Below are 19,161 nucleotides of genomic sequence, written 5' to 3'. Positions count from 1 at the left end.
GCCCATGACGAGTTCGCCCCTGCGCGGGCCCATTGGAAGCCGACTGCCGTCGTTTCGAGGCAGAAATGGAGTGGCCGCGAAGCAATCGGCTAGATGATTTGTGTCCGTTGCGTCTTGTGATCCTGGGTCTTTAAATTGCGAGATGGTGTCAGACCGGATGCCCCGAACCCATGAGCTCGTTTGACATAGGTCAAAATACGATTCCGGAAGCTCCCGACGCTGAGCCACGAACACAGTTCGGTGCCGAATGAAAACCGCCACACGCCTTGCAAGCGCCTTGCCGTCGATACCGAGCTCTGCCGGGGGGATCGCGCGTCTCGCGTGTGCCCGGCTGCGGGACGCGCAGGTTGATCCGGCCCCGATCGTGTCAGCTGCAGGCCTGGCAATCGACGACGTCGAGGACCGCAAGCGCCGGATCGATGCGCGAGCGCAGGTCAGGCTGCTCGAACTTGCCGCAAGGGAATTGCAGGACGACTGCTTCGGACTCCATCTGGCTCAAGGCTTCGAGCTGGGCGAGATCGGGCTTCTGTACTACGTCATGGCTTCATCGGAGCATCTCGTTGACGCCTTGCAAATCGGCGGACGCTACTGCGCGATTAACAACGAGGGTGTGCGGTTGCGGAGCTCGTTGGATCGCGGCTTCGCCATCGGGTTCGAATATGTCAACATCGATCGGTCGTCGGATCGTCACCATGCGGAATTCTGGCTGGTTGCGCTGATCCGTATTTGCCGCGCACTGACTGACGGCAGGCTGGTCCCAAAGCAAATCAAGTTGAAACACTCCAGACGGGAAACGCCGTTGGATGTGCGATCTCTTCTCGGATGTGAGATCGAATTTGCAGCGGACAGGGACGAGCTCCTGTTTCCGTCCCGGATCGGCGCATTACCTGTCGTGGGGGCCGATTTGCATCTCAACAGGATGTTGCTCCAATATGCCGACGAAGCGCTTCGTAACCGGGCACCAAGACGAAGCAGCTTGCGGTCTCGCGTCGAAGGACACATCGCCCAATTGCTTCCGCACGGCAAAGCCAATGCCGAGGCGGTCGCGCGTCGTCTTGGCATGAGCCGTAGAACTCTCGCTCGCGCATTGTCGTCGGAGGGGGCGGACTTTTCAGATGTTCTGAAGGCGTTTCGAATTGCCCTTGCCCGCCATTACCTCGAAGATGAGGAACTGCCGATTTCCAAGATCGCATGGCTATTGGGCTACAGCGAGGTCTCTTCCTTCACACATGCGTTCGTCCGTTGGACCGGCCTGACGCCGAGGGCCTATCGCAGTTCGAATGGCGATCGGTGATGGGCTGACACGAGGTATCAAGTAGCTGGCACAGACTAGCAAGACCTGGCGGAGTGTCCTCCGCTAGGGCAGTCCCATGCGGTCGAACCTCCTGTCCCAGCTCGCGCGTCGCTGTCGCCGCGCTTCGGCCGAGGCCTTCGGCCCGATGACCCGAGACGACTGGCTATTCCTGGCTTCGATAATTTGTTTCCACAGTCTCTTGGTCGCGCTGGTCTGGATCGTGTTCGCGAGCTGACTGATGGCGCTGCTACGCCGGCGTTCGATTGCTTTGTCGATCCGCCGGTGCCCGCCTGCACCTCGAGCCATTCCTCGCGAACGGCCGCATTGCTCTTGAGCTGGTCGGGGTGCCTTCGAACACGACGCGGCCGTGGCCCATGATGTAGACCCGGTTCGAGATCTTCATCGCAATCGACAGCTTCTGCTCGACCAGGAGGATGGCGACGCCGGCCTTGGCGATCCGCGCGGTCAACTCGCCGACCTGCTGCACGATCAGCAGTGCCAGACCTTCGGTCAGCCTGTCGCCCTTCACGTTCCGCAGAATGCCGCGCAGGCCAGAAGTGCTCCGGTCAGAATATTCGACAGGAACAGCCGGAAACTCACCTCGGGCCGGGCAAGGTCCAGCTGCCAGGTCTGCCAGGCAAGATGCGCGGCGATGACCAGCATTCCAGCGGCGTAGGGCGTCGACATGCCCAGCAACCAGCCCCCGATCGACCAGGCCAGGACGGTCAGGCCGTAGAACAGGCCGATGCAGGCCTTGCCGTGCCGGCCGAACAGAATTGCCGTCGATTTCAGACCAAGGCGGGTATCGTCCTTCACGTCGACATAGGCATAGACGGTATCGTAACCGATCTGCCACGTGATGGCCCCGATCCACATCAGCACGGCTCCTGCCGGGATGTGTCCTGCGATCTCGGCCCACGCCATCAGCATTCCCCAATTGAACGCCGCGCCCAGCACGGCCTGCGGCCAATGGGTGACGCGCTTGCAAAACGGATAGATGAACACGAGCGGCAGAACGCAAATCGCGACCAGGCGCGCGTCGGGGGTCAGAAAGAACAGGAGGCACGCCGCAAGCGCAAGCTGAACGGCCAGAAAGACAAAGGCGTGTCGTGTGCCGATTTGACCGCTCGCCAGGGGGCGAAGGCGCGTCCGCTCGACGTGGCCGTCAAACTTGCGATCGGCAATGTCGTTGACGGTGGCACCGGCGCTTCGCATCAGCAAGGCGCCAAGGGAGAAGATCGCGAGCTGGCGTAGATCGGGGAAACCGTGCGACGCCTGGATCAACGCTGCCCAGCAGGGAAACAGCGTCAGCCATATTCCGACGGGGCGATCCAGCCTTGCCAGTCGCGTGAATGGCCGCCACGCGGACGGCAATCGGCGATCCACCCAGTCGCCCGGATGAATATCGCTCAGGTCGGGCCGGTTCACGGCAGCCATGATCTCATCCGGGTCAGACTCTCATCCGGGTCAGAGGCACGTCACAACCTCCCAGCCGTCAGCGCGTTTGCCATCAGCTTGCGGACGCCATATTTGTGGAACGGAACGACGAAGAAAAGATACACCTTGCCGGACCAATGATGGACCGTGCAGATGGTTGAGACGATCACGCTGGCTCCGTCGCCGTCGAGCACCTTGAGGACCGACAGTCTGAAATCCAGGTGCTTGTTGTTGCGGCCAGCGACGATCTCATTCTCGCCCAGCGCGAAGATCGGCCAGACGCCGATCGTGTCGCCGACGGCGTAGCGGTCCTTCACCTCGACATGGAAGATTTCGGACGCGGTCGGTGTATCCAGGCCTGCAAGGGAGGCGACCTTGTTGCGCGCGATCAGGAGCAGCTTCATCCACAATGGATGATGGGCGAAAATGCCGAAGAAGATATCGATGATGCCAAGTTCGATGCGGCTGAGCGGCGTCCGGTAGGAGTCACGGAAATAGGCCTGCTCGACAGCCTCGCGGCTGAGCAAGCCGCCGGATGGTACATCGCATTCAACAACGTTCATGCGAACTCCGAATCCAATCGTCGTTGCGCCGGCGCCGGCCGCCCGCCCAATGCCGTGCTTGCGGTGCAGGTCCGGCAACGGTCATTTAGCGCTCGATGGTGCCGGTCCGTCGAATCTTTTTTTGCAACATCATCACGCCGTAGAGCAGCGCTTCCGCCGTCGGCGGGCAGCCGGGTACGTAGATATCGACCGGCACGATGCGGTCGCAGCCGCGCACCGCCGAGTATGAATAATGATAATAGCCGCCACCGTTGGCGCACGATCCCATCGAGATCACATAGCGCGGCTCCGGCATCTGATCGTAGATCTTGCGCAGCGCGGGCGCCATCTTGTTGGTTAGCGTGCCGGCGACGATCATCAGGTCGCTCTGCCGGGGCGACGCCCGCGGGAAGCACCCGAACCGCTCCAGGTCGTAGCGCGGCATCATGACCTGCATCATCTCGACCGCACAGCAGGCAAGTCCGAACGTCACCCAATAGACCGACCCCGTGCGGGCCCACGTGATCATGTCGTCGACGGAGGTGATGAAAAATCCCTTGTCCGCAAGCTCATTGTTGATTTCAAGCAAGGACGTATCATTGCCGGCCAATTCCATCTGAGCCTGCTCTCCATGGAGGCGGGTCGTTCGACAATTCCCGATTGCTTTCAACGTGCCAGACGTCGACTGTTCCTGTATTGAACGGTTCGGACACGCTCGAACGATGCCAGGCATCCCGGGAAGCGCTGCAGTGACCGCGACGACCAGCTCTCAGATCGTGTGGCCGGGTCCGTCGATTGCGGGTTGCGTCTTCTGTACGATCATTCGGGATACGCGGGGCGCCGCGCTCGATCAGGCCCAACGGTTCAATTTCTTCCCGGCGGCGCCGCTCTGCTCCGTGACGTGGGTGCTCGCCGGTGACTGGCATCGGATCGATCAGCCAGACCAGATGATGTGTCCCTGGACCGGAGCAGTGATGCCCACACTTGCTTTCTCCGGGACGCAGCTCGGACCGGTCGTCACCTGGAACCTCGGCGAGACCTTTGCAATTACGATCGCATTCTATCCTGACGCGTTTTCTGCGATGACCGGGCTCGACTTGAGTACATTCACCGGGCGCACGGTGCCAGCGGAGCAGGTGCTGCCACCGCCGATGCTGGCGCTTTGCCGCGACTTCCTCGGTGCCGTTCAGTGCGATGGAGCCGAAACAGCGCTCGCGGTTCTCAAGGACAAGATCGCGGTCATGTGGGCAAGCGCGCGCCCCGCCGGAGCCGGGCCGATGCGATGGACCAAGGACTGGAGCAGAAGCCTCGTGGTCAGGGCCGCGCTGACCGACCTTGGGCGCAGTGCGCGGCAAATCGCACGGCGGATTAGGTCATGGACCGGCGCCAGTCAGAGGGACCTGCAGGGCCTCGGCCATACCGAGCAGCTCTATGCCAAATTGCACGAGGCAATCCAGGACGGCGAGGTGGACTGGGCCGGCCTAGCAGCCGCGTCCGGATTTGCCGATCAGGCGCACATGATCCGACAAATGCGCCGCCACACCGGCTTCACACCGGAGCAATTGCGCAGGCGTGCGGGAAACGACGAAGCCTTCTGGGCCTACCGGCTGCTCGGGCAGTATTTCGACGAGCCGAGAGGTCAGTAGGCCGATGCAGCGCTCTGGTCGAGAAAGAGGCCTCTGGCGCGGCCGCTGCCCGCCTACACCTCGAGCCATTCCTCGCGAACGGCCGCATTGCTCTTGAGCTGGTCGGGTGTGCCTTCGAACACGACGCGGCCGTGGCCCATGATGTAGACCCGGTTCGAGATCTTCATCGCGATCGACAGCTTCTGCTCGACGAGGAGAATCGCGACGCCGGCCTTGGCGATCCGGGCGATCAGCTCGCCGACCTGCTGCACGATCAGCGGCGCGAGGCCTTCGGTCGGCTCGTCGATCATCATCAATTCGGGGTCGCCGAGCAGCGTGCGGCAGGTGGTCAGCATCTGCTTCTCGCCGCCCGACAGGACGCCCGCCGGCGTGTCGGCGCGCGCGGCGAGATTGGGAAACATGTCGAGCATCTCCTGCAGCCGCCACTTGCCGGGGCGGCGCGGGTCCTTGATGCCGAGGATCAGGTTCTGGCGCACCGTCAGTCCCGGGAAGATGTCGCGATGCTCCGGCACGTAGCCGAGCCCGAGGCGGGCGATCTTGTGGCTCGGCAGGCCCGCAATGTCCCGGCCCTTGAAGCGGATGGTGCCCTGCGGCGGCACCTCGCCCATGATCGCCTTGACGGTGGTGGAGCGGCCGACGCCGTTGCGGCCGAGCAGGCTGACGACCTCACCGGCTGCGATGTCGAGATCGACGCCCTGCAGGATGTGGCTCTTGCCGTAATAGGCGTGAAGATTCCTGACCTCGAGCATCAGTCGACCTCCTCGCCGAGATAGGCTTCCTTGACCTTCGGATTGCCGCGGATTTCCTCGGGCGTGCCGGAGGCGATGATGTGGCCGTAGACCAAGACCGAGATGCGGTCGGCGAGGCCGAACACCACGCTCATGTCGTGCTCGACGATGACGAGCGTGCGCCCCTCGGTGAGGCGGCGGATCAGCGCGACGGCGCGCTCGGTCTCGGCGTGGCTCATGCCCGCGGTCGGCTCGTCCAGCATGATGACGCTGGCGCCGCCCGCGATCGTGATGCCGATCTCGAGCTCGCGCTGCTCTGCATAGGTCAAGAGTCCCGCCGGCACGTCGCGGCGGTGGCTGAGATGGATGTCGTCGAGGATCTGCGCGGTGCGCTGCTTCACCTCGGGCAGATTGTCGACGTTCTTCCAGAACGCGTAGCGGTGGCCGGTCGCCCACAGCACGGCGCAGCGGACGTTCTCCCACACCGTCATGCGGGCGAACACGTTGGTGACCTGGAACGAGCGCGACAGCCCGCGCCGGTTGATCTCGAACGGCCGCAAGCCCGAGGTCACCTCGCCGTTGAGGCGGATCTCGCCCGAGGTCGGCTTGATGTGGCCGCTGATCAGGTTGAACGTCGTCGACTTGCCGGCGCCGTTCGGGCCGATGATGGCGTGACGCTCGCCCTTGGCGACGCTCAGATTGAGGTCGCGGATGATCTGCACGTTACCGAAGCTCTTCTCGACGGCGTTGACTTGGATGGCTGCGGTCATGCCAGATACCCCCGATCACGGGCCACCGTCGCGGCGCGATCCCAGGCTTCCGCAACGCGCCGCCAGGTGATGCGCGCGACCAGGAAGCCGCCGACGAGCAGGACCGCCGCGGCCACCCAGGTCGTCGGCGCCGTGGCGATGAACGGGATGCCGAGCAGATTGATCGCGTCGCCGCCCGAGAAGCGCGCGACGGTCTCGATGGTCAGGATGATGCCGAGCGCCAGCGCCAGCGTCGGGATCGCCGCGACCAGGTAGGATGGGATCACGGAACGAAGCGTTCCGGCGCGGATCAGCGGACGGTGCTTCATCAGGATGCCGGCGATGCCGCCGGGCGCGAACATCACGATGCCGATGAAGATGATGCCGAAATAGAGCTGCCAGACCGAGGTGACGCTGGTCAGCCCGAGTTGCAGATAGGTGACCAGGATGGCGCCGAGGATCGGACCGAAGAAATAGGCGGTGCCGCCGATGAACGCGGAGAACAGCACGAGGCCCGATTGCGTCGCGCCGAGATAGGCCGAGTTGGCGATCTCGAAATTGATCGCGGTCAGCCCGCCGGCGATGCCGGCGAAGAAGCCGGCGAACATGTAGGCGAGATAGCGCACCACATGCGGATCGTAGCCGATGAACTCGACGCGCTCCGGATTGTCGCGCACCGCGTTGCAGATCCGCCCGAGCGGCGTGCGGGTCAGCGCGTACATCGCGATCGCCGACACCATCACCCAGAACGCGATCAGGTAATAGACCTGGATCTGCGGCCCGAAGGTCCAGCCGAACATCGGCATCAGCGAGGTGCGGTCGGTGGTGATGCCGGACTCGCCGCCGAACACGCTGCGCAGGATCAGCGAGGACGAGGCGACCAGTTCGCCGATGCCGAGCGAGATCATCGCGAACACGGTGCCGGCGCGCTTAGTCATCACCCAGCCGACGAGGAGGGCGAACGTCATGCCGCCGATGCCGCCGACCAGCGGGATCACCGGCAGCGGGATCGGCCAGTTGTGGCTCGCGACCGCGTTCATGACATGCACGGCGAGGAAACCGCCGAGGCCGTACTGCACCGCGTGGCCGAACGACAGCAGCCCGGTCTGGCCGAGCAGGATGTTGTAGGACAGCGCGAAGATGATCGCGATGCCGATCAGGCAGAACGAGGTCAGCGAGCCGCCGGCGCCGAACACCAGCGGCAGCACGACCAGCGCGATGGCTGCGAGCAGCCAGACGGCATAGAAGCTCAGGGCGCTGCCGGGCTCCTGCTTGGCCGCAGCGATGGAGGGCGTGGAAGCGTTGGTCATGACTCGCGCGTCCCCAACAGGCCCATGGGGCGGAAGATCAGGACCAGCACCAGCAGCACATAAGGCAGGATCGGCGCGATCTGCGCGATCGTGACGTTCCAGATGTCGGTGAGCGGCGAGGGACCGAGGCTCGGATCGAGCGGGCCGAATACGCTGGCGAGCGACCCGTTCAGCGCGACCGCGAAGGTCTGGATCAAGCCGATCAGGAGCGAAGCGATGAAGGCGCCGGGCAGCGAGCCGAGGCCGCCGAACACGATGACGACGAACAGGATCGGGCCGAGCAGCGCGGCCATGTCGGACTGTGTCACCAGCGAAGGGCCGGCGATGACGCCGGCAAGGCCGGCGAGCGCGCTGCCGACGCCGAACACCAGCATGAACACGCGGCCGACATTGTGGCCGAGATGGCCGACCATGCTCGGATGGGTCAGCGCGGCCTGCACGATCAGGCCGACGCGCGTCCTCTTCAAGGTGACCAGCAGCGCGATGAAGATCACGACCGACACGACAAGCATGAAGATCTTGTAGGCCGGGTAGTTGGTCGAGAACACGGTGAAGGCGGGGAAGTCGAGCGCCGCCGGAACGCGGTAGTCGACCGGGCTCTTGCCCCAGATCATCGAGACGATCTCTTCGATCGCGAACGCAAGTCCGAAGGTCAGCAGCAGTTCGGCGACATGGCCGTGCTTGTGGGTGTTGCGCAGACCGTAGCGCTCGACCGCCATGCCGACCGCGCCGACCAGCAGCGGCGCCAGCACCAGGGCCGGCCAGAATCCGATCCAGCGGGTGAGCTGAAAGCCGAAAAACGCGCCGAGCATGTAGAAGCTGGCATGCGCGAAGTTCAGCACGCCCATCATGCTGAAGATGACGGTGAGCCCGCTGGACAACAGGAACAGCAGCATGCCGAACAGGACGCCGTTGAGCGTCGAGATGACGATCAGCTCAGCCACGGCGCACTCGCTTGAGACTGGAACGGTTCACGTGATCAAAGACCTGTCGCTGAAATGAACTGCTTGTCATTCCGGGATGGTGCGCAAGCACCAGACCCGGAATCTCGAGATTCCGGGTTCGATGCTTGCGCATCGCCCCGGAATGACTGAGTCAGCCGATCAGGGCCGCTTCATGTTGCAGGTGGTCGGAAGCATCGTCTGCGCGGTGTCGATCTTCGACACGATGCGCCAGCCCCAGCCGGTGTTTTCCTCGTCGAACGGCTCCTTGGTCTTGTCGGCCAGCGAGCCGAACGAGGAGATGTAGATCGGCTGGAAGAACTGGTGGTCGTCCTTGCGGATGAAGCCCTCACCGCCGTCGAACACTTCGAACTTCATGCCTTCGAGCGCGGCCGCGACCTTCACCGGATCGATCGAATTGGCCTTCTCGGCGGCCGCCTTGAACATCCGCATCTCGTTGACTGCGCGCGGATACCACACGGAAATGCCGGTCTTGGCGCGGAAGTCCTTCTCGAAATCCATCGCCGCCTTGTTGCCGGAGTTCGGGACGCCTTCGCTGATCTGGAACACCTGGCTCTCGAGACCGGCCTGCTTGATCGCGGTCGGTCCACCGGCACCGCCGGCATAATAGGTGTACCAGTTGACCTTGAGGCCGGCGTCAGCCGCCGCCTTCAGCAGCAGCGCGAAGTCCTGGCCCCAGTTGCCGGTCACGACGGTGTCGGCGCCGGACGCCTTGATCTTGGCGATGTAGGGCGAGAAGTCGGTGACCTTGAGCATCGGATGCAGCTCGTCGCCGACGACCTGGATATCCGGCCGCTTTTCGCCCAGCATCTTGCGCGCCGTTGATCGCACCGACTGGCCGAACGAATAGTCCATGTTGATCAGATAGACCTTCTTGATGGACGGCTGGCCCTTCATGTAGTTGGTCAGCGCTTCCATCTTGATGTCCGAGTTCGCATCCCAGCGGAAATGCCAGTAGCTGCACTTCTCGTTGGTCATCGCCGGATCGACCGCGGCGTAGTTGAAGTAGAGCACTTCCTTGCCGGGGTTGCGCGAATTGTGCTTGGTGACGAAGTCTTCCAGCGCCGCACCGACCGACGAGCCGTTGCCCTGGGTGATGTAGTGGACGCCGGCGTCGACCGCCTTCTGCGCCTGCACCAGGCTTTCCTGCGGATTGGTCTTGTTGTCGAGCGGGACGATCTCGACCTTGTGGCCGAGGATGCCGCCCTTGGCGTTCAACTCGTCGGCGAGATACTGAAACGTTTTCAGGCCGCCTTCGCCAACGCTGGCGCCGCCGCCGGAGAGCGGATCGATATAGCCGATCTTGATGGATTCCTGCGCGGACGCCGCGCCTCCCAACACCGTCAGCGCTGCCGCGGCGGCAACGATCAGCCTATGCATCCTGCGTTCTCCCTTGCTCGTGTTTCTTGATCTTTAGCGATCGAGGCCGTCTCATAACCCCAATCGCCGAGCCTTCGCAACTTTCGCTTTGAATACTGCGTCAAGTTTTAGCAGAAGGTATTATGATGTTATAGGCCATATGTCCCCGGAATCGGGCGCTGTTTTGAATTACAGGTAAACTTTTGGATGGGGCTCACGCTTATTCGCGGTTCCGAACCGGCGTCGTCCGTCTCCAAACCTCCCCTTGAAAAGGGGAGGTCGCTTCGCTCGTTAGAGCGAAGCGGGTGGGGATCGGCTGTCTCCACTTGGAGCGTCGCCTGCCGCTGACCCCCATCCCGACCTTCCCCCTTTCAGGGGGAAGGAGAAAACTGGATCGCTACCGTGGCGGATCTAGCCCGGATGTCGGCGCGGCTTGAGGCCGGCGAGGAAGAGCCGCGCGAAATGATCGGCGATCTCGGCTGGAGACCAGTCACGCCTGGTCTTGAACCAGACCGGATACCAGTGGCCCATTCCGGTGAGAATGCGCTCTGCGAAATAGGTATCGATGCGGCGGAAACGGCCCTCGTCGATCCAGCGCTGATAGCTGTTCTGGTCTTGCCGGATCGTCGCCAGCACGTCTCCGACATAGGCCTTCCGGTCCGCGTCGTTGAGATAGTTGATGTTGTGGTAGGTCGCCTTGGGGCCGCAGGGCGTGTCGTGCAGCATCAACAGCAACCGGATTCGCTGCACGATATGATCGAATGCCCCAAGGCTGTGCTCTTGCAGATGCTCGCGAATGCTGACCTCGCCGGCGAGCCCGCGTCGCAGGCAGGCCAGCAGCAGGCTCTCCTTTTCGCTGAAGTGATAGTAGATGCCGGCGCGGGTCATGCCCGCATCCACGGCGATGCTCTCGAGCGACGTACCCGACGCGCCCCTGCGATTGAAACTGTCGGAGGCAATCGACAGCATCCGGTCGAACTTTGCGGCCCGCTTGTTCAGCGCTGTGCGAGCCTCGAGGAACGGGGCGAGGCTGAGCGCCTCGGGCATTTTGGGAAGCGCGATCTCGCGCCGATAGACTCCGTGCGTGATGATGTCGTCGATGGCATCGATCGCCTGTTGCCGCGTGTAGTAGTCGCGTTCGGATAGCCAGAACGGAACCCAATCCAGGATGGAGATCAGCGCCACCGCCGTGAGCAGCGGCTCGTCGCAGGCCATCGAGCCGTCCGCCACGCCCCGATCGAGGATGTCCGCCAGCAGCGCGGCGTTCTGCCAACGCTTGGCATGGACCTCGCTGCTGTAGGGCGCGGCCAGCGCATCGATATCGCTGAACAGGATCATGCGCTGGCCTTCGGGGCGCAGCCTGCCGCGCACGAAGCGCCTGATGATCTCGAGCCCGTCGATGCCGGGCTCGGCCGCCGCCTCGATTTCGTGCCGATAGATTGCAAGGCCGCGCAGATAGCAGTGGAAGATGAGATCTTCCTTGTCGCGGAAATAGTGGTACAGCGCGCCCGGTACGGCCTGCACCGATGCTGCGACCTGCTCCATCGTCACGTTGGCATAGGAGTGACGGGCAAACAGCCGGGAAGCTGAGACGAGGATTTCTTCAGCCCGATCCGTCGGGTCGGCGGCGACTTGCAAGCTCGAATGCCCTTCCTGATCGCGGAACGAAAATCCGCACGCGAGATAATCCCCTTGGCAGCCGCTTGTCGATCTGCGATAGACGGTGGCATACCATACACCAGCGGGTCTTGATTGTCTGGTGATGTGGCGACCGTCGGCCCGTGGGTGCGGGGCGGCCAACATCGACCGGGCATCGGTTCGGCAGCAGCTTCGGACAGGATTTTGGAGAGCAAGCCTTTCGTGAGGAGGGCTATTGGAGAGAGCATGGCGCGCAACATTCTGATTTTGGGAGCTTCCTACGGCTCTCTGCTGGGGACCAAGCTGCTGATGGCGGGTCACAACGTGTCCCTGGTGTGCCGCAAGAACACCGCCGACCTGATCAACCGCGAAGGCACCGAGGTGCGGATCAAGCTGCGCGACGAGAAGGAGCACCGCTCGATCTTCTCGCGCGATTTGCCGGGCAAGCTCGATGCCGTCACGCCCGCCGATGTCGACGTGTCGCGCTACGACATGGTCGGCCTTGCGATGCAGGAGCCGCAATACACCAACCACACGGTTCGCGTGCTGATGATCAAGATCGCGGCGGCGAAGCTGCCCTGCCTGTCGATCATGAACATGCCGCCCTTGCCGTATCTGAAGCGGATTCCCGCGCTCGCCGGCATGGACCTCGAGGAGGCCTACACCAACGCGCAGGTGTGGGAGCGCTTCGAGCCGGGCCTCGTCACGCTCTGCTCGCCCGATCCGCAGGCCTTCCGTCCGCCGGAGGAGAAGGCCAACGTGCTGCATGTCGGCCTGCCGACCAACTTCAAGGCCTCCGCCTTCGCCGACGACAAGCACAACAAGGTGCTGCGCGAGCTCGAAGCCGACATCGACGCGGTGACGCTCGACGGCCAGGACGTTCCGGTGAAGCTGAAGGTGTTCGATTCGCTGTTCGTGCCGCTGGCGAAGTGGTCGATGCTGCTGACCGGCAATTATCGCTGCATCACGCCGACGGAGCCGCAGTCGATCCGCGACGCCGTGCACGGCGACCTCAAGCGCTCGCAGGCGATCTATGATCATGTCGACGCCATCGCGCGCAAGCTCGGCGCCGATCCCGCTGATCAGGTGCCGTTCGCGAAATACGCCAAGGCCGCGGAAAGCCTGCTCAAGCCGTCATCGGCGGCCCGCGCGGTCGCCGCCGGCGCGCCGTTCATCGAACGCGTCGACCTCTTGGTGAAGCTGATCTCGCACCAGCTCGGCACGCCGAGCACCGAGATCGACCGCACGGTCGAGACCGTCGATCAGAAGCTGAACGAGAAGATCGTGCAGGGCGGCTCCGGCGCGGAGTGACGGAATGGGGCTGGCGAGGGCATGCGTGCCCTCGCCATGCATCGGCGATCTGCAATGTGTGCAATCGCGGTTGCCGGACGCATGGCTCGACCTGTCCAGATGAGATAGACTCGCCCAGCTGCGGTTGGGAGCAACGGACATGCCGAGCAAATCGCTTCCTCTCCTTGCAATCTACGGCGACCTCGATCGCGCACGCGATATCATGCGCGCCTGGCAGCCGCTCGACCATCTTTCCCCCGACGACGCCGAGATCGTCGTGAAGGCGATCGCGGAGGGTATCGCGCGCGGGCGCCGGCACGGGATCGAGATGGGGCAGTGTCATCAGGCGGCATGAGCTACACGCTCAGCGCTCCGATAGCGCATGTGAGGTGAGCACGCCGGTCAGGCTCCCTCTCCTCTTGCGGGAGAGGGTGGGGAGAGGGGTGGCTCCGGGCGAGATGATCGAAATGAAGTCAGCGCGCAATCTCGGCTACGTGTCGTGTGTGCTCTACTGAATGGAGAGAGCGTGCCGTGTCGCACCCCTCTCCCCAACCTCGAGAGCGAGCTTCGCTCGCCTCGGACCCCCGCAAGGGGGGAGGGAGCCCTTCCGCCAGTGGCTCCCTTACGAGAAGTTAGTCACCAACGCGAAGCGACCGCTAGCCTTGATGCCCCACGGCCAAAATCGTCACCGAACGGGTCTGGTGGCTCGGCGTCTGAAAATCGATCGTCTGGCCGACCGACAATCCGATCAGCGCGGCGCCGACCGGCGTCAGCACCGAGATGCGCCGCAGCGCGATGTCGGCTTCGTGCGGGTAGACGAGCACGACCTCCCTGACGTCGCCGGTCTCGTCGTCGCGGTAGCGCACAAGCGAGCCCATGCGGACCACGTCATGCAAATCGGCATCGTCGGCGACGAGCCGGGCGCGGTCCGTCTCGCGTGCGAGGAACTGGGCGACGCGGGGAAACACCGCCATGCTGGAATCGGCCAGCGCGCTGAGGCGATGCGCCTCGCTCGCGGTGATCACGATCGGCGGCAATGCCGGGGCGGTAAAGCTGCTCTGAATGGTTCGGGTCATGTCGGTTGATCTTTGTGGTTGATCGGAGGCGCACGAGCGCCGGCGCGCGGATATCTCGCGACGCGACGGACTGAAATGATTTGATGGCGTCGAGGAATCCGGACGGCGTGCGATCGCCGGCCGGCTAATTGCCTGCGTGCAAACGTCCGGCGCGCAATTCGCGGCGCGCAATACGGGTGTCGATGCGGAGCGTGTCGATCATGGCACCATCAACATAGCCGCTGCCGACGCGGCATCCATTGCGGCGAAAGCGCGCACGCGGGCCGCGTGGAACGATGCGCCATCGCCGCAACAGGCCGAACGTCAGGGCTGTCCGATGCCGGACAGGCCGAGCACTGCGCCGGCGGCAAGCGCGACAAGCGGATGGATGCGCGTCGTGGTGGTGGCGATCGCGACCATTGCCGCGATCAGGATCGTGCCCCAGCTCGAAGCCGATGCGTGGGTGATGACGATGGCGCTGGCGGTGACGAGCCCGACGGTGACCGGAACCAGCCCGGCCTGCACGGTGCGGCGCCAGGGGCGGTCCTTGAAGCGTTCCCAGAGCCGAAGCGCGAAGCCTGTCACCAGCGACGACGGCCCGAACTTGGCGAGCGACGTCACCAGCACGCCGGAGAAGCCCGCGACATGCCAGCCGACCAGCGGCACCACCATCATGTTCGGCCCGGGTGCTGCCTGCGCCAGCGCGAACAGCGCACCGAATTCCTGCGCCGTCATCCAGTGATGGACGTCGACCACCTGACGCTGCATCTCCGGCAGGATGGTGTTGCCGCCGCCGAAGGCGAGCAGCGAGAGCTCGGCGAAGATCAGCGCGAGCGTGACGAGAGTTGCGCTCATGACGCCTGCCTCGACCTTAGGAAGATGCTGAGCGGCGCCAGCGTCAGCAGGGTCGGCAGCAGCGGCAAGCGGAGCACGGCGATCGCCAGCACGCAAAGCGCGCCGATGAACAGGCCGAGCACATCGCGCCGCAGCGGCCAGGCGATCTTGATCGCTGTGGAAATCAGCAGCCCGGCGGCGGCGGCAGCAAGACCGCCGAACAGATGACGGACGACCGGGTCGTCGGCGAAGCGGCCATAGATCACGCCGAGGCCGATCACGACCGCGGTCGGCACCGCGATCAGGCCGAGGATCGCCGCGAACGCGCCGGGAATGCCGCGAAACTTCAGCCCGACCGCGACCGACATGTTGATGATGTTGCCGCCGGGCAGGAACTGGCACAGCCCGAGCAGGTCGGTGAACTCCGCGCCGGTGAGCCAGCCGCGCTTCTCCACCATCATGTGGCGTGCCAGCGGCAGCACGCCGCCGAAGCCGGTCAGTCCGAGGATGAAGAAGCCCGTGAACAACTCGCCGACATCAGGCGCGTGATGCTTGGTGGTTTGCGCGGCGGGGATGGCGTCCATCGGCGGGGCGGCTCCGGTTCGATTTGTTCTTTGCGACGACTCTAGTTGGCCGCGTGCCAAATATCCAATATATGGATACTGGAATTCGCATATCTTTTCGATATGGATTGCGTGATGATCGAACTGCGCCATCTCCGCTATGCCGTCGCGGTGGCCGAGGAAGGCCATATCACCCGCGCTGCCGCGCGGCTCGGCATCCAGCAGCCGCCGCTGAGCCAGCAGATCCGCGCGCTGGAAGCCGCGATCGGCGCGCCGCTGTTTCGCCGGCAGCCGCGCGGGGTCGAGCTGACCGCCGCCGGCCGTGCCTTCGTCGGCAAGGCGCGCGCGATCCTGCGCGACGCCGACCTCGCCGTGGAGGCCGCGCGCCGCGCGAGCCGGGGCCAGGAAGGCCAACTGGCCATCGGCTTCACCTCTTCGGCCGCTTTCCATCCCTTCGTCACCGGCGTGATGCGCGAAATGCGCGAGCGCGCGCCGGCGATCACGCTGTCGCTCGAGGAGGCCTCGACCGGCGAGCTGATCGAAGCCGTCGAGGCCGATCGGCTCGATGCCGCATTCGTGCGCGCGCCAAGCGAGCGGCTGGAGACCCTCACGATCACGCATCTGCTCGACGAGGAGATGGTGGTCGCATTGCCGGACCATCATCCGCGCGCCCGCAAGGACACCCGGCGGCGGATTTCGCTGGCCTCGCTCGCGGACGAGCCGCTGATCCTCTACCGCCGTCCGACCGGGCCCGGCCTCTACGACAGCATCATCGCCGCCTGCCGCGCCGCGGGCTTCAGCCCGAAGGTGGCGCAGGAGGCGACGCGGATGGTGTCGACGCTCAGCCTGGTCGCGGCGGGGCTCGGCATTTCGATCGTGCCGGAATCGATGGCGCGGCTCGAGACCGCCGGCGTGTCGTATCTTCGCCTCGACCGCGCCACGGGCCTCGTCGCGCCGCTCGCGCTGGCGCGCAAGAAGGGCCCGGCCGGCGGCACGCTCGGCCGCCTGCTCGGGATCGTGACGCGGCGGGTGAAGGACCGCGGCGGGGTCTAAGCGGGACTTGCAATCGTCATTGCGAGGAGCTCGCGACAAAATTGCGCGCAATTTTGCGCTGAAGCGACGAAGCAATCCATCTATCCGTTGCGTGGAAACATGGATTGCTTCGCTTCGCTCGCAATGACAGTGGACGGAGCTGAAGCTCAGCGAGCCCCGCACCGCCGCCTGGATGGCGCGGAACGTGGGGAGTTTGGCGAACGCACGCGTCAGGGCGCGGCTAGATAGCTCCCATCGAATCCTGATGCCGGCGCGTCGATCGCAACAGCTCAGTTGCGTCCGGCGGCTTCGGGTTCAATCAACACCGCGAAAGGCAATTCCGATGGCGCGTTTTCCTGTCCATACGCTCGAGTCTGCCCCCGAAGCCTCAAGGCCTACTTTGCGCGAGGTCGAGGCGCGGTTTGGCATGATCCCGAACCTTGCGGCGGCGATGGCGACCTCACCCGTGCTGATCCAGAGCTTCATCGGCATCTTCGACAAGGTTCACGGCGGCAGCTTCACCGAGCAGCAGATCCAGACCGTGCTGCTCACCGATGCCGTGACCAATCGCTGCACCTGGGCGGTCGCGCTGCATTCCGCGCTCGGCTTGCAGGCTGGCCTCGATCCGGCCGATGTCGATGCGATGCGTGCCGGCCGCTCGCCTGCCGACAAGACACTCGGTGCGCTCTCGACGCTGGCGCGGTCGCTGATCGAAAAGCGCGGGCGGCTCGACGAAGAGGAGATCGAACGATTCCTGGCGGCCGGATTCTACAAGGACCTCGTGCTCGAAGTCATCACCATCGTGGCGGCGTCGACCATCACCAACTACACCGGCAGCGTCACCAATCCGCCGTTGGAGGCGGGATTGCAGGATCATGCCTGGAACGGCTGAGGCGATCGCGCTTCAGCGTCTTTCACTGCGTGCCGACCGCAAATAGCTTCATGTCCTAGACCGCAAATCTGGCGCGGTAGTCCTGCGGCGTGGTCGACAGCAGGCGCAGGAAGCTGCGGCGCATCGTCTCCTCGGACCCGAAGCCGCAGCGCTGCGAGATGCGCTTGATCGGCAGGCGCGTTTCCGACAGCAGATGCCGCGCGCCCTCGACCCGGAGCCGCTCGATCGCGCGCGCCGGCGTCAGGCGGGTCGCTTCAGCGTAATGGCGGCTGAAGCTGCGCTCGCTCATGCCGGCCTGTTTCGCCAGCGTCGACAGCGAGAGGTCGCCGGCCAGATGGTTGCTGATCCAGTCGTGCAGCGCGCTGAACCTGTCGTCGGTTGCCTGTAGCGACAGGATTTCGCTGAATTGCGCCTGTCCGCCCGGCCGCTTGAAAAACACCACGAGATAGCGGGCGACGGCAAGCGCCGCCGTGCGGCCGAGATCCTCCTCCACCAGCGCCAGCGCCAGATCGATGCCGGAGGTGACGCCGGCCGACGTCCAGAACGAACCGTCGCGCACGAAGATCGGATCGGGCTCGACGCGGACATCGGGAAAGCGCTCGGCGAGCTCTGCGCAAAATTGCCAATGGGTCACGGCGCGGCGGCCATCGAGGGCGCCGGATGCGGCGAGCAGGAACGCGCCGGTGCAGACCGACGCGGTGCGGCGTGCTTGCCCGGCGCGCTTGCACACCCAGTCAACCAGCATGCGATCGTTCGCCGCCGCGTCGACGCCATCGCCGCCCGGAATCACCAGCGTGTCGACCGCGGTGTCGATGGCGGGCAGTGGATGCACCGCGAGCCCGACGCCTGCGGACGACTCGACGTTCGGGCCAGCCTTGGCAACGACGCGGACGTCATAAGGCTCCGCGTTGCCTGCCTTGGCGGCCAACGCATTGGCGGATGCGAACACCTGCAATGGCCCGGTGACGTCGAGCAACTGCACCGCCGGATAGGCCAGCACTTCGATCGAGCGGCGGTTTGGCGAAAAACGTGGGCTGGTTGGCGTCATCGCCGAAACCTGCCGCGCTAGATTCGCTTTGTCCATAGCGCAAGGAAAGTTCAAGGGAAGTTCGATGATTGCTCACGATGTTCATCTGCGGATCGGCTCGCTGCTGTTCGAAGGCGTCGATCAAATCGATTTGACCGGGCCGTTCGAGGTGCTGTCGCGGATTCCGAATTCGACCTGCCGCATCTATGCCAGGACCATGGCGCCGGTGCGGGACCTCAAGGGATTGCAACTGACACCGGATGCGACGCTGGCCGATGCGCCGCCGCTCGATGTGCTGCATGTGCCCGGCGGGTTCGGTCAGGAAGCCCTGATGGAAGATGCGGAGGTGCTCGGCTGGATCAGCCGGCAGGCGGCGGGCGGATGCCGCATCTTCTCGGTCTGTACCGGCGCCCTGCTGTGCGGAGCGGCCGGCCTGTTGAAGGGACGCAGGGCGACGACGCATTGGGCCTCGCTGCATCTGTTGCCGTTCTTCGGCGCTGTTCCCGTCAATGAGCGCGTGGTGATCGATGGCAGCTACATCTTTGCCGCCGGCGTGACCTCAGGCATCGACGGAGCGTTGCGGCTGGCCGCTGAATTGCGTGGCGACGATGCCGCGCGGTCGATCCAGCTTTATATGGCCTATGCACCGGAGCCACCGTTCGACAGCGGCACGCCGGAGACGGCACCGCCCGCCATCCTTCAACAGGCCCGGGAAGCCGTGCGCGCGATCACGGCGCAGCGGGAGGAGACCGCGCGCCGCGTGGCTGCGAGGCTGGGCGTCGTCGTGCAGGCAGTCTGAGCGT

The 19,161-nt window shown here is 64.4% G+C and carries 19 protein-coding genes and 2 pseudogenes; 7 read left to right on the top strand and 14 right to left on the bottom strand.

What is annotated here, in order from left to right:
* The first annotated feature begins 247 nt into the window (after nucleotides 1-247).
* Nucleotides 248-1,294, top strand: coding sequence for an AraC family transcriptional regulator (locus QJT82_RS21320; protein ID WP_245288741.1), 1,047 nt, complete (start codon nucleotides 248-250; stop codon nucleotides 1,292-1,294).
* 293 nt (nucleotides 1,295-1,587) lie between these two features.
* On the opposite strand, the pseudogene QJT82_RS21315 reads toward QJT82_RS21320, so the two are convergent.
* The 4 genes and pseudogenes from QJT82_RS21315 to QJT82_RS21300 all read right to left on the bottom strand — a co-directional run.
* A pseudogene (locus QJT82_RS21315) lies at nucleotides 1,588-1,805 on the bottom strand (ABC transporter ATP-binding protein); the annotation flags it as partial.
* Between the two features lie 14 nt (nucleotides 1,806-1,819).
* Nucleotides 1,820-2,731: a 4-hydroxybenzoate octaprenyltransferase gene (gene ubiA / locus QJT82_RS21310; RefSeq protein WP_028341320.1), complete on the bottom strand. Its 912-nt coding sequence runs from the start codon at nucleotides 2,729-2,731 to the stop codon at nucleotides 1,820-1,822.
* A 41-nt stretch (nucleotides 2,732-2,772) separates the two neighbouring features.
* Nucleotides 2,773-3,294 carry a DUF2867 domain-containing protein gene (locus QJT82_RS21305; protein ID WP_155258539.1) on the bottom strand — a complete coding sequence of 174 codons (522 nt, stop codon included), beginning with the start codon at nucleotides 3,292-3,294 and terminating at the stop codon, nucleotides 2,773-2,775.
* An 85-nt stretch (nucleotides 3,295-3,379) separates the two neighbouring features.
* A pseudogene (locus QJT82_RS21300) lies at nucleotides 3,380-3,856 on the bottom strand (NADH-quinone oxidoreductase subunit B family protein); the annotation flags it as partial.
* A 166-nt stretch (nucleotides 3,857-4,022) separates the two neighbouring features.
* Here QJT82_RS21300 and QJT82_RS21295 point away from each other — a divergent pair.
* Complete coding sequence (locus tag QJT82_RS21295) at nucleotides 4,023-4,919, top strand: AraC family transcriptional regulator (protein WP_196238173.1); 897 nt, start codon at nucleotides 4,023-4,025, stop codon at nucleotides 4,917-4,919.
* A gap of 53 nt (nucleotides 4,920-4,972) precedes the next feature.
* Here QJT82_RS21295 and QJT82_RS21290 read toward each other — a convergent pair whose 3' ends face one another.
* The 6 genes from QJT82_RS21290 to QJT82_RS21265 all read right to left on the bottom strand — a co-directional run bounded on the left by QJT82_RS21290 (nucleotide 4,973) and on the right by QJT82_RS21265 (nucleotide 11,665).
* Complete coding sequence (locus QJT82_RS21290) at nucleotides 4,973-5,668, bottom strand: ABC transporter ATP-binding protein (RefSeq protein WP_028341318.1); 696 nt, start codon at nucleotides 5,666-5,668, stop codon at nucleotides 4,973-4,975.
* Entirely contained in the window at nucleotides 5,668-6,417 is a 750-nt protein-coding gene (locus QJT82_RS21285) for an ABC transporter ATP-binding protein (RefSeq protein ID WP_028341317.1), read from the bottom strand. The genes QJT82_RS21290 and QJT82_RS21285 overlap by 1 nt, the downstream gene beginning before the upstream one ends.
* Nucleotides 6,414-7,706 carry a branched-chain amino acid ABC transporter permease gene (locus QJT82_RS21280; protein WP_028341316.1) on the bottom strand — a complete coding sequence of 431 codons (1,293 nt, stop codon included), beginning with the start codon at nucleotides 7,704-7,706 and terminating at the stop codon, nucleotides 6,414-6,416. Before QJT82_RS21280 ends, QJT82_RS21285 begins: the two co-directional genes overlap by 4 nt.
* Nucleotides 7,703-8,650: a branched-chain amino acid ABC transporter permease gene (locus tag QJT82_RS21275; protein ID WP_028341315.1), complete on the bottom strand. Its 948-nt coding sequence runs from the start codon at nucleotides 8,648-8,650 to the stop codon at nucleotides 7,703-7,705. The genes QJT82_RS21280 and QJT82_RS21275 overlap by 4 nt, the downstream gene beginning before the upstream one ends.
* Before the next feature lie 159 nt (nucleotides 8,651-8,809).
* Nucleotides 8,810-10,048 carry a branched-chain amino acid ABC transporter substrate-binding protein gene (locus tag QJT82_RS21270; protein ID WP_028341314.1) on the bottom strand — a complete coding sequence of 413 codons (1,239 nt, stop codon included), beginning with the start codon at nucleotides 10,046-10,048 and terminating at the stop codon, nucleotides 8,810-8,812.
* 390 nt (nucleotides 10,049-10,438) lie between these two features.
* Nucleotides 10,439-11,665, bottom strand: a complete 1,227-nt coding sequence (locus tag QJT82_RS21265) for a TetR family transcriptional regulator (RefSeq protein ID WP_245288740.1) — start codon at nucleotides 11,663-11,665, stop codon at nucleotides 10,439-10,441.
* Between the two features lie 246 nt (nucleotides 11,666-11,911).
* Between QJT82_RS21265 and QJT82_RS21260 the strand changes: the two genes are divergently transcribed.
* Nucleotides 11,912-12,976 (top strand): acetyl-CoA carboxylase, encoded by a 1,065-nt coding sequence (locus tag QJT82_RS21260; protein WP_016847022.1) that lies wholly within the window; start codon nucleotides 11,912-11,914, stop codon nucleotides 12,974-12,976.
* A gap of 139 nt (nucleotides 12,977-13,115) precedes the next feature.
* Nucleotides 13,116-13,310: a hypothetical protein gene (locus tag QJT82_RS21255; RefSeq protein ID WP_028332921.1), complete on the top strand. Its 195-nt coding sequence runs from the start codon at nucleotides 13,116-13,118 to the stop codon at nucleotides 13,308-13,310.
* 301 nt (nucleotides 13,311-13,611) lie between these two features.
* Here the strand turns inward: QJT82_RS21255 and rnk are convergent, their stop codons facing one another.
* The 3 genes from rnk to QJT82_RS21240 form a co-directional block, all read right to left on the bottom strand.
* Entirely contained in the window at nucleotides 13,612-14,031 is a 420-nt protein-coding gene (gene rnk, locus QJT82_RS21250) for a nucleoside diphosphate kinase regulator (RefSeq protein ID WP_035631760.1), read from the bottom strand.
* Nucleotides 14,032-14,334: 303 nt separating this feature from the next.
* The gene (locus tag QJT82_RS21245; RefSeq protein WP_028341311.1) at nucleotides 14,335-14,865 is read right to left on the bottom strand and encodes a chromate transporter; all 531 of its coding nucleotides are present in this window, start codon (nucleotides 14,863-14,865) and stop codon (nucleotides 14,335-14,337) included.
* Nucleotides 14,862-15,428, bottom strand: a complete 567-nt coding sequence (locus tag QJT82_RS21240; RefSeq protein ID WP_028341310.1) for a chromate transporter — start codon at nucleotides 15,426-15,428, stop codon at nucleotides 14,862-14,864. Before QJT82_RS21240 ends, QJT82_RS21245 begins: the two co-directional genes overlap by 4 nt.
* Before the next feature lie 114 nt (nucleotides 15,429-15,542).
* Between QJT82_RS21240 and QJT82_RS21235 the strand changes: the two genes are divergently transcribed.
* Both QJT82_RS21235 and QJT82_RS21230 read left to right on the top strand, forming a co-directional pair.
* Nucleotides 15,543-16,460: a LysR family transcriptional regulator gene (locus QJT82_RS21235; protein ID WP_196238172.1), complete on the top strand. Its 918-nt coding sequence runs from the start codon at nucleotides 15,543-15,545 to the stop codon at nucleotides 16,458-16,460.
* Between the two features lie 322 nt (nucleotides 16,461-16,782).
* Nucleotides 16,783-17,331, top strand: coding sequence for a carboxymuconolactone decarboxylase family protein (locus tag QJT82_RS21230; RefSeq protein ID WP_028341308.1), 549 nt, complete (start codon nucleotides 16,783-16,785; stop codon nucleotides 17,329-17,331).
* 55 nt (nucleotides 17,332-17,386) lie between these two features.
* On the opposite strand, the gene QJT82_RS21225 is transcribed toward QJT82_RS21230, so the two are convergent.
* A complete protein-coding gene (locus QJT82_RS21225) occupies nucleotides 17,387-18,379 on the bottom strand; it encodes a GlxA family transcriptional regulator (RefSeq protein WP_028341307.1) in 993 nt (330 codons plus the stop codon).
* Between the two features lie 64 nt (nucleotides 18,380-18,443).
* Between QJT82_RS21225 and QJT82_RS21220 the strand changes: the two genes are divergently transcribed.
* On the top strand, nucleotides 18,444-19,157 hold the full coding sequence (locus QJT82_RS21220) for a DJ-1/PfpI family protein (protein WP_028341306.1): 714 nt from the start codon (nucleotides 18,444-18,446) through the stop codon (nucleotides 19,155-19,157).
* Nucleotides 19,158-19,161: the final 4 nt, after the last annotated feature.

The organism is Bradyrhizobium sp. Mp19 (assembly GCF_029952935.1).
GTDB classification, from domain to species: Bacteria; Pseudomonadota; Alphaproteobacteria; order Rhizobiales; family Xanthobacteraceae; genus Bradyrhizobium; species Bradyrhizobium elkanii.
This window is presented reverse-complemented; position numbering and strand designations above follow the sequence as displayed.

Excerpts from the sequence above, each read along its gene's own strand:
- QJT82_RS21240 (WP_028341310.1), bottom strand. The coding sequence starts at position 15,428 with ATGGACGCCATCCCCGCCGCGCAAACCACCAAGCATCACGCGCCTGAT.
- QJT82_RS21280 (WP_028341316.1), bottom strand. The coding sequence starts at position 7,706 with ATGACCAACGCTTCCACGCCCTCCATCGCTGCGGCCAAGCAGGAGCCC.
- QJT82_RS21220 (WP_028341306.1), top strand. The coding sequence starts at position 18,444 with ATGATTGCTCACGATGTTCATCTGCGGATCGGCTCGCTGCTGTTCGAA.
- QJT82_RS21225 (WP_028341307.1), bottom strand. The coding sequence starts at position 18,379 with ATGACGCCAACCAGCCCACGTTTTTCGCCAAACCGCCGCTCGATCGAA.
- QJT82_RS21255 (WP_028332921.1), top strand. The coding sequence starts at position 13,116 with ATGCCGAGCAAATCGCTTCCTCTCCTTGCAATCTACGGCGACCTCGAT.
- ubiA (WP_028341320.1), bottom strand. The coding sequence starts at position 2,731 with ATGGCTGCCGTGAACCGGCCCGACCTGAGCGATATTCATCCGGGCGAC.
- QJT82_RS21305 (WP_155258539.1), bottom strand. The coding sequence starts at position 3,294 with ATGAACGTTGTTGAATGCGATGTACCATCCGGCGGCTTGCTCAGCCGC.
- QJT82_RS21285 (WP_028341317.1), bottom strand. The coding sequence starts at position 6,417 with ATGACCGCAGCCATCCAAGTCAACGCCGTCGAGAAGAGCTTCGGTAAC.
- QJT82_RS21270 (WP_028341314.1), bottom strand. The coding sequence starts at position 10,048 with ATGCATAGGCTGATCGTTGCCGCCGCGGCAGCGCTGACGGTGTTGGGA.
- QJT82_RS21320 (WP_245288741.1), top strand. The coding sequence starts at position 248 with ATGAAAACCGCCACACGCCTTGCAAGCGCCTTGCCGTCGATACCGAGC.
- QJT82_RS21235 (WP_196238172.1), top strand. The coding sequence starts at position 15,543 with ATGATCGAACTGCGCCATCTCCGCTATGCCGTCGCGGTGGCCGAGGAA.
- QJT82_RS21245 (WP_028341311.1), bottom strand. The coding sequence starts at position 14,865 with ATGAGCGCAACTCTCGTCACGCTCGCGCTGATCTTCGCCGAGCTCTCG.
- QJT82_RS21290 (WP_028341318.1), bottom strand. The coding sequence starts at position 5,668 with ATGCTCGAGGTCAGGAATCTTCACGCCTATTACGGCAAGAGCCACATC.
- rnk (WP_035631760.1), bottom strand. The coding sequence starts at position 14,031 with ATGACCCGAACCATTCAGAGCAGCTTTACCGCCCCGGCATTGCCGCCG.
- QJT82_RS21260 (WP_016847022.1), top strand. The coding sequence starts at position 11,912 with ATGGCGCGCAACATTCTGATTTTGGGAGCTTCCTACGGCTCTCTGCTG.
- QJT82_RS21230 (WP_028341308.1), top strand. The coding sequence starts at position 16,783 with ATGGCGCGTTTTCCTGTCCATACGCTCGAGTCTGCCCCCGAAGCCTCA.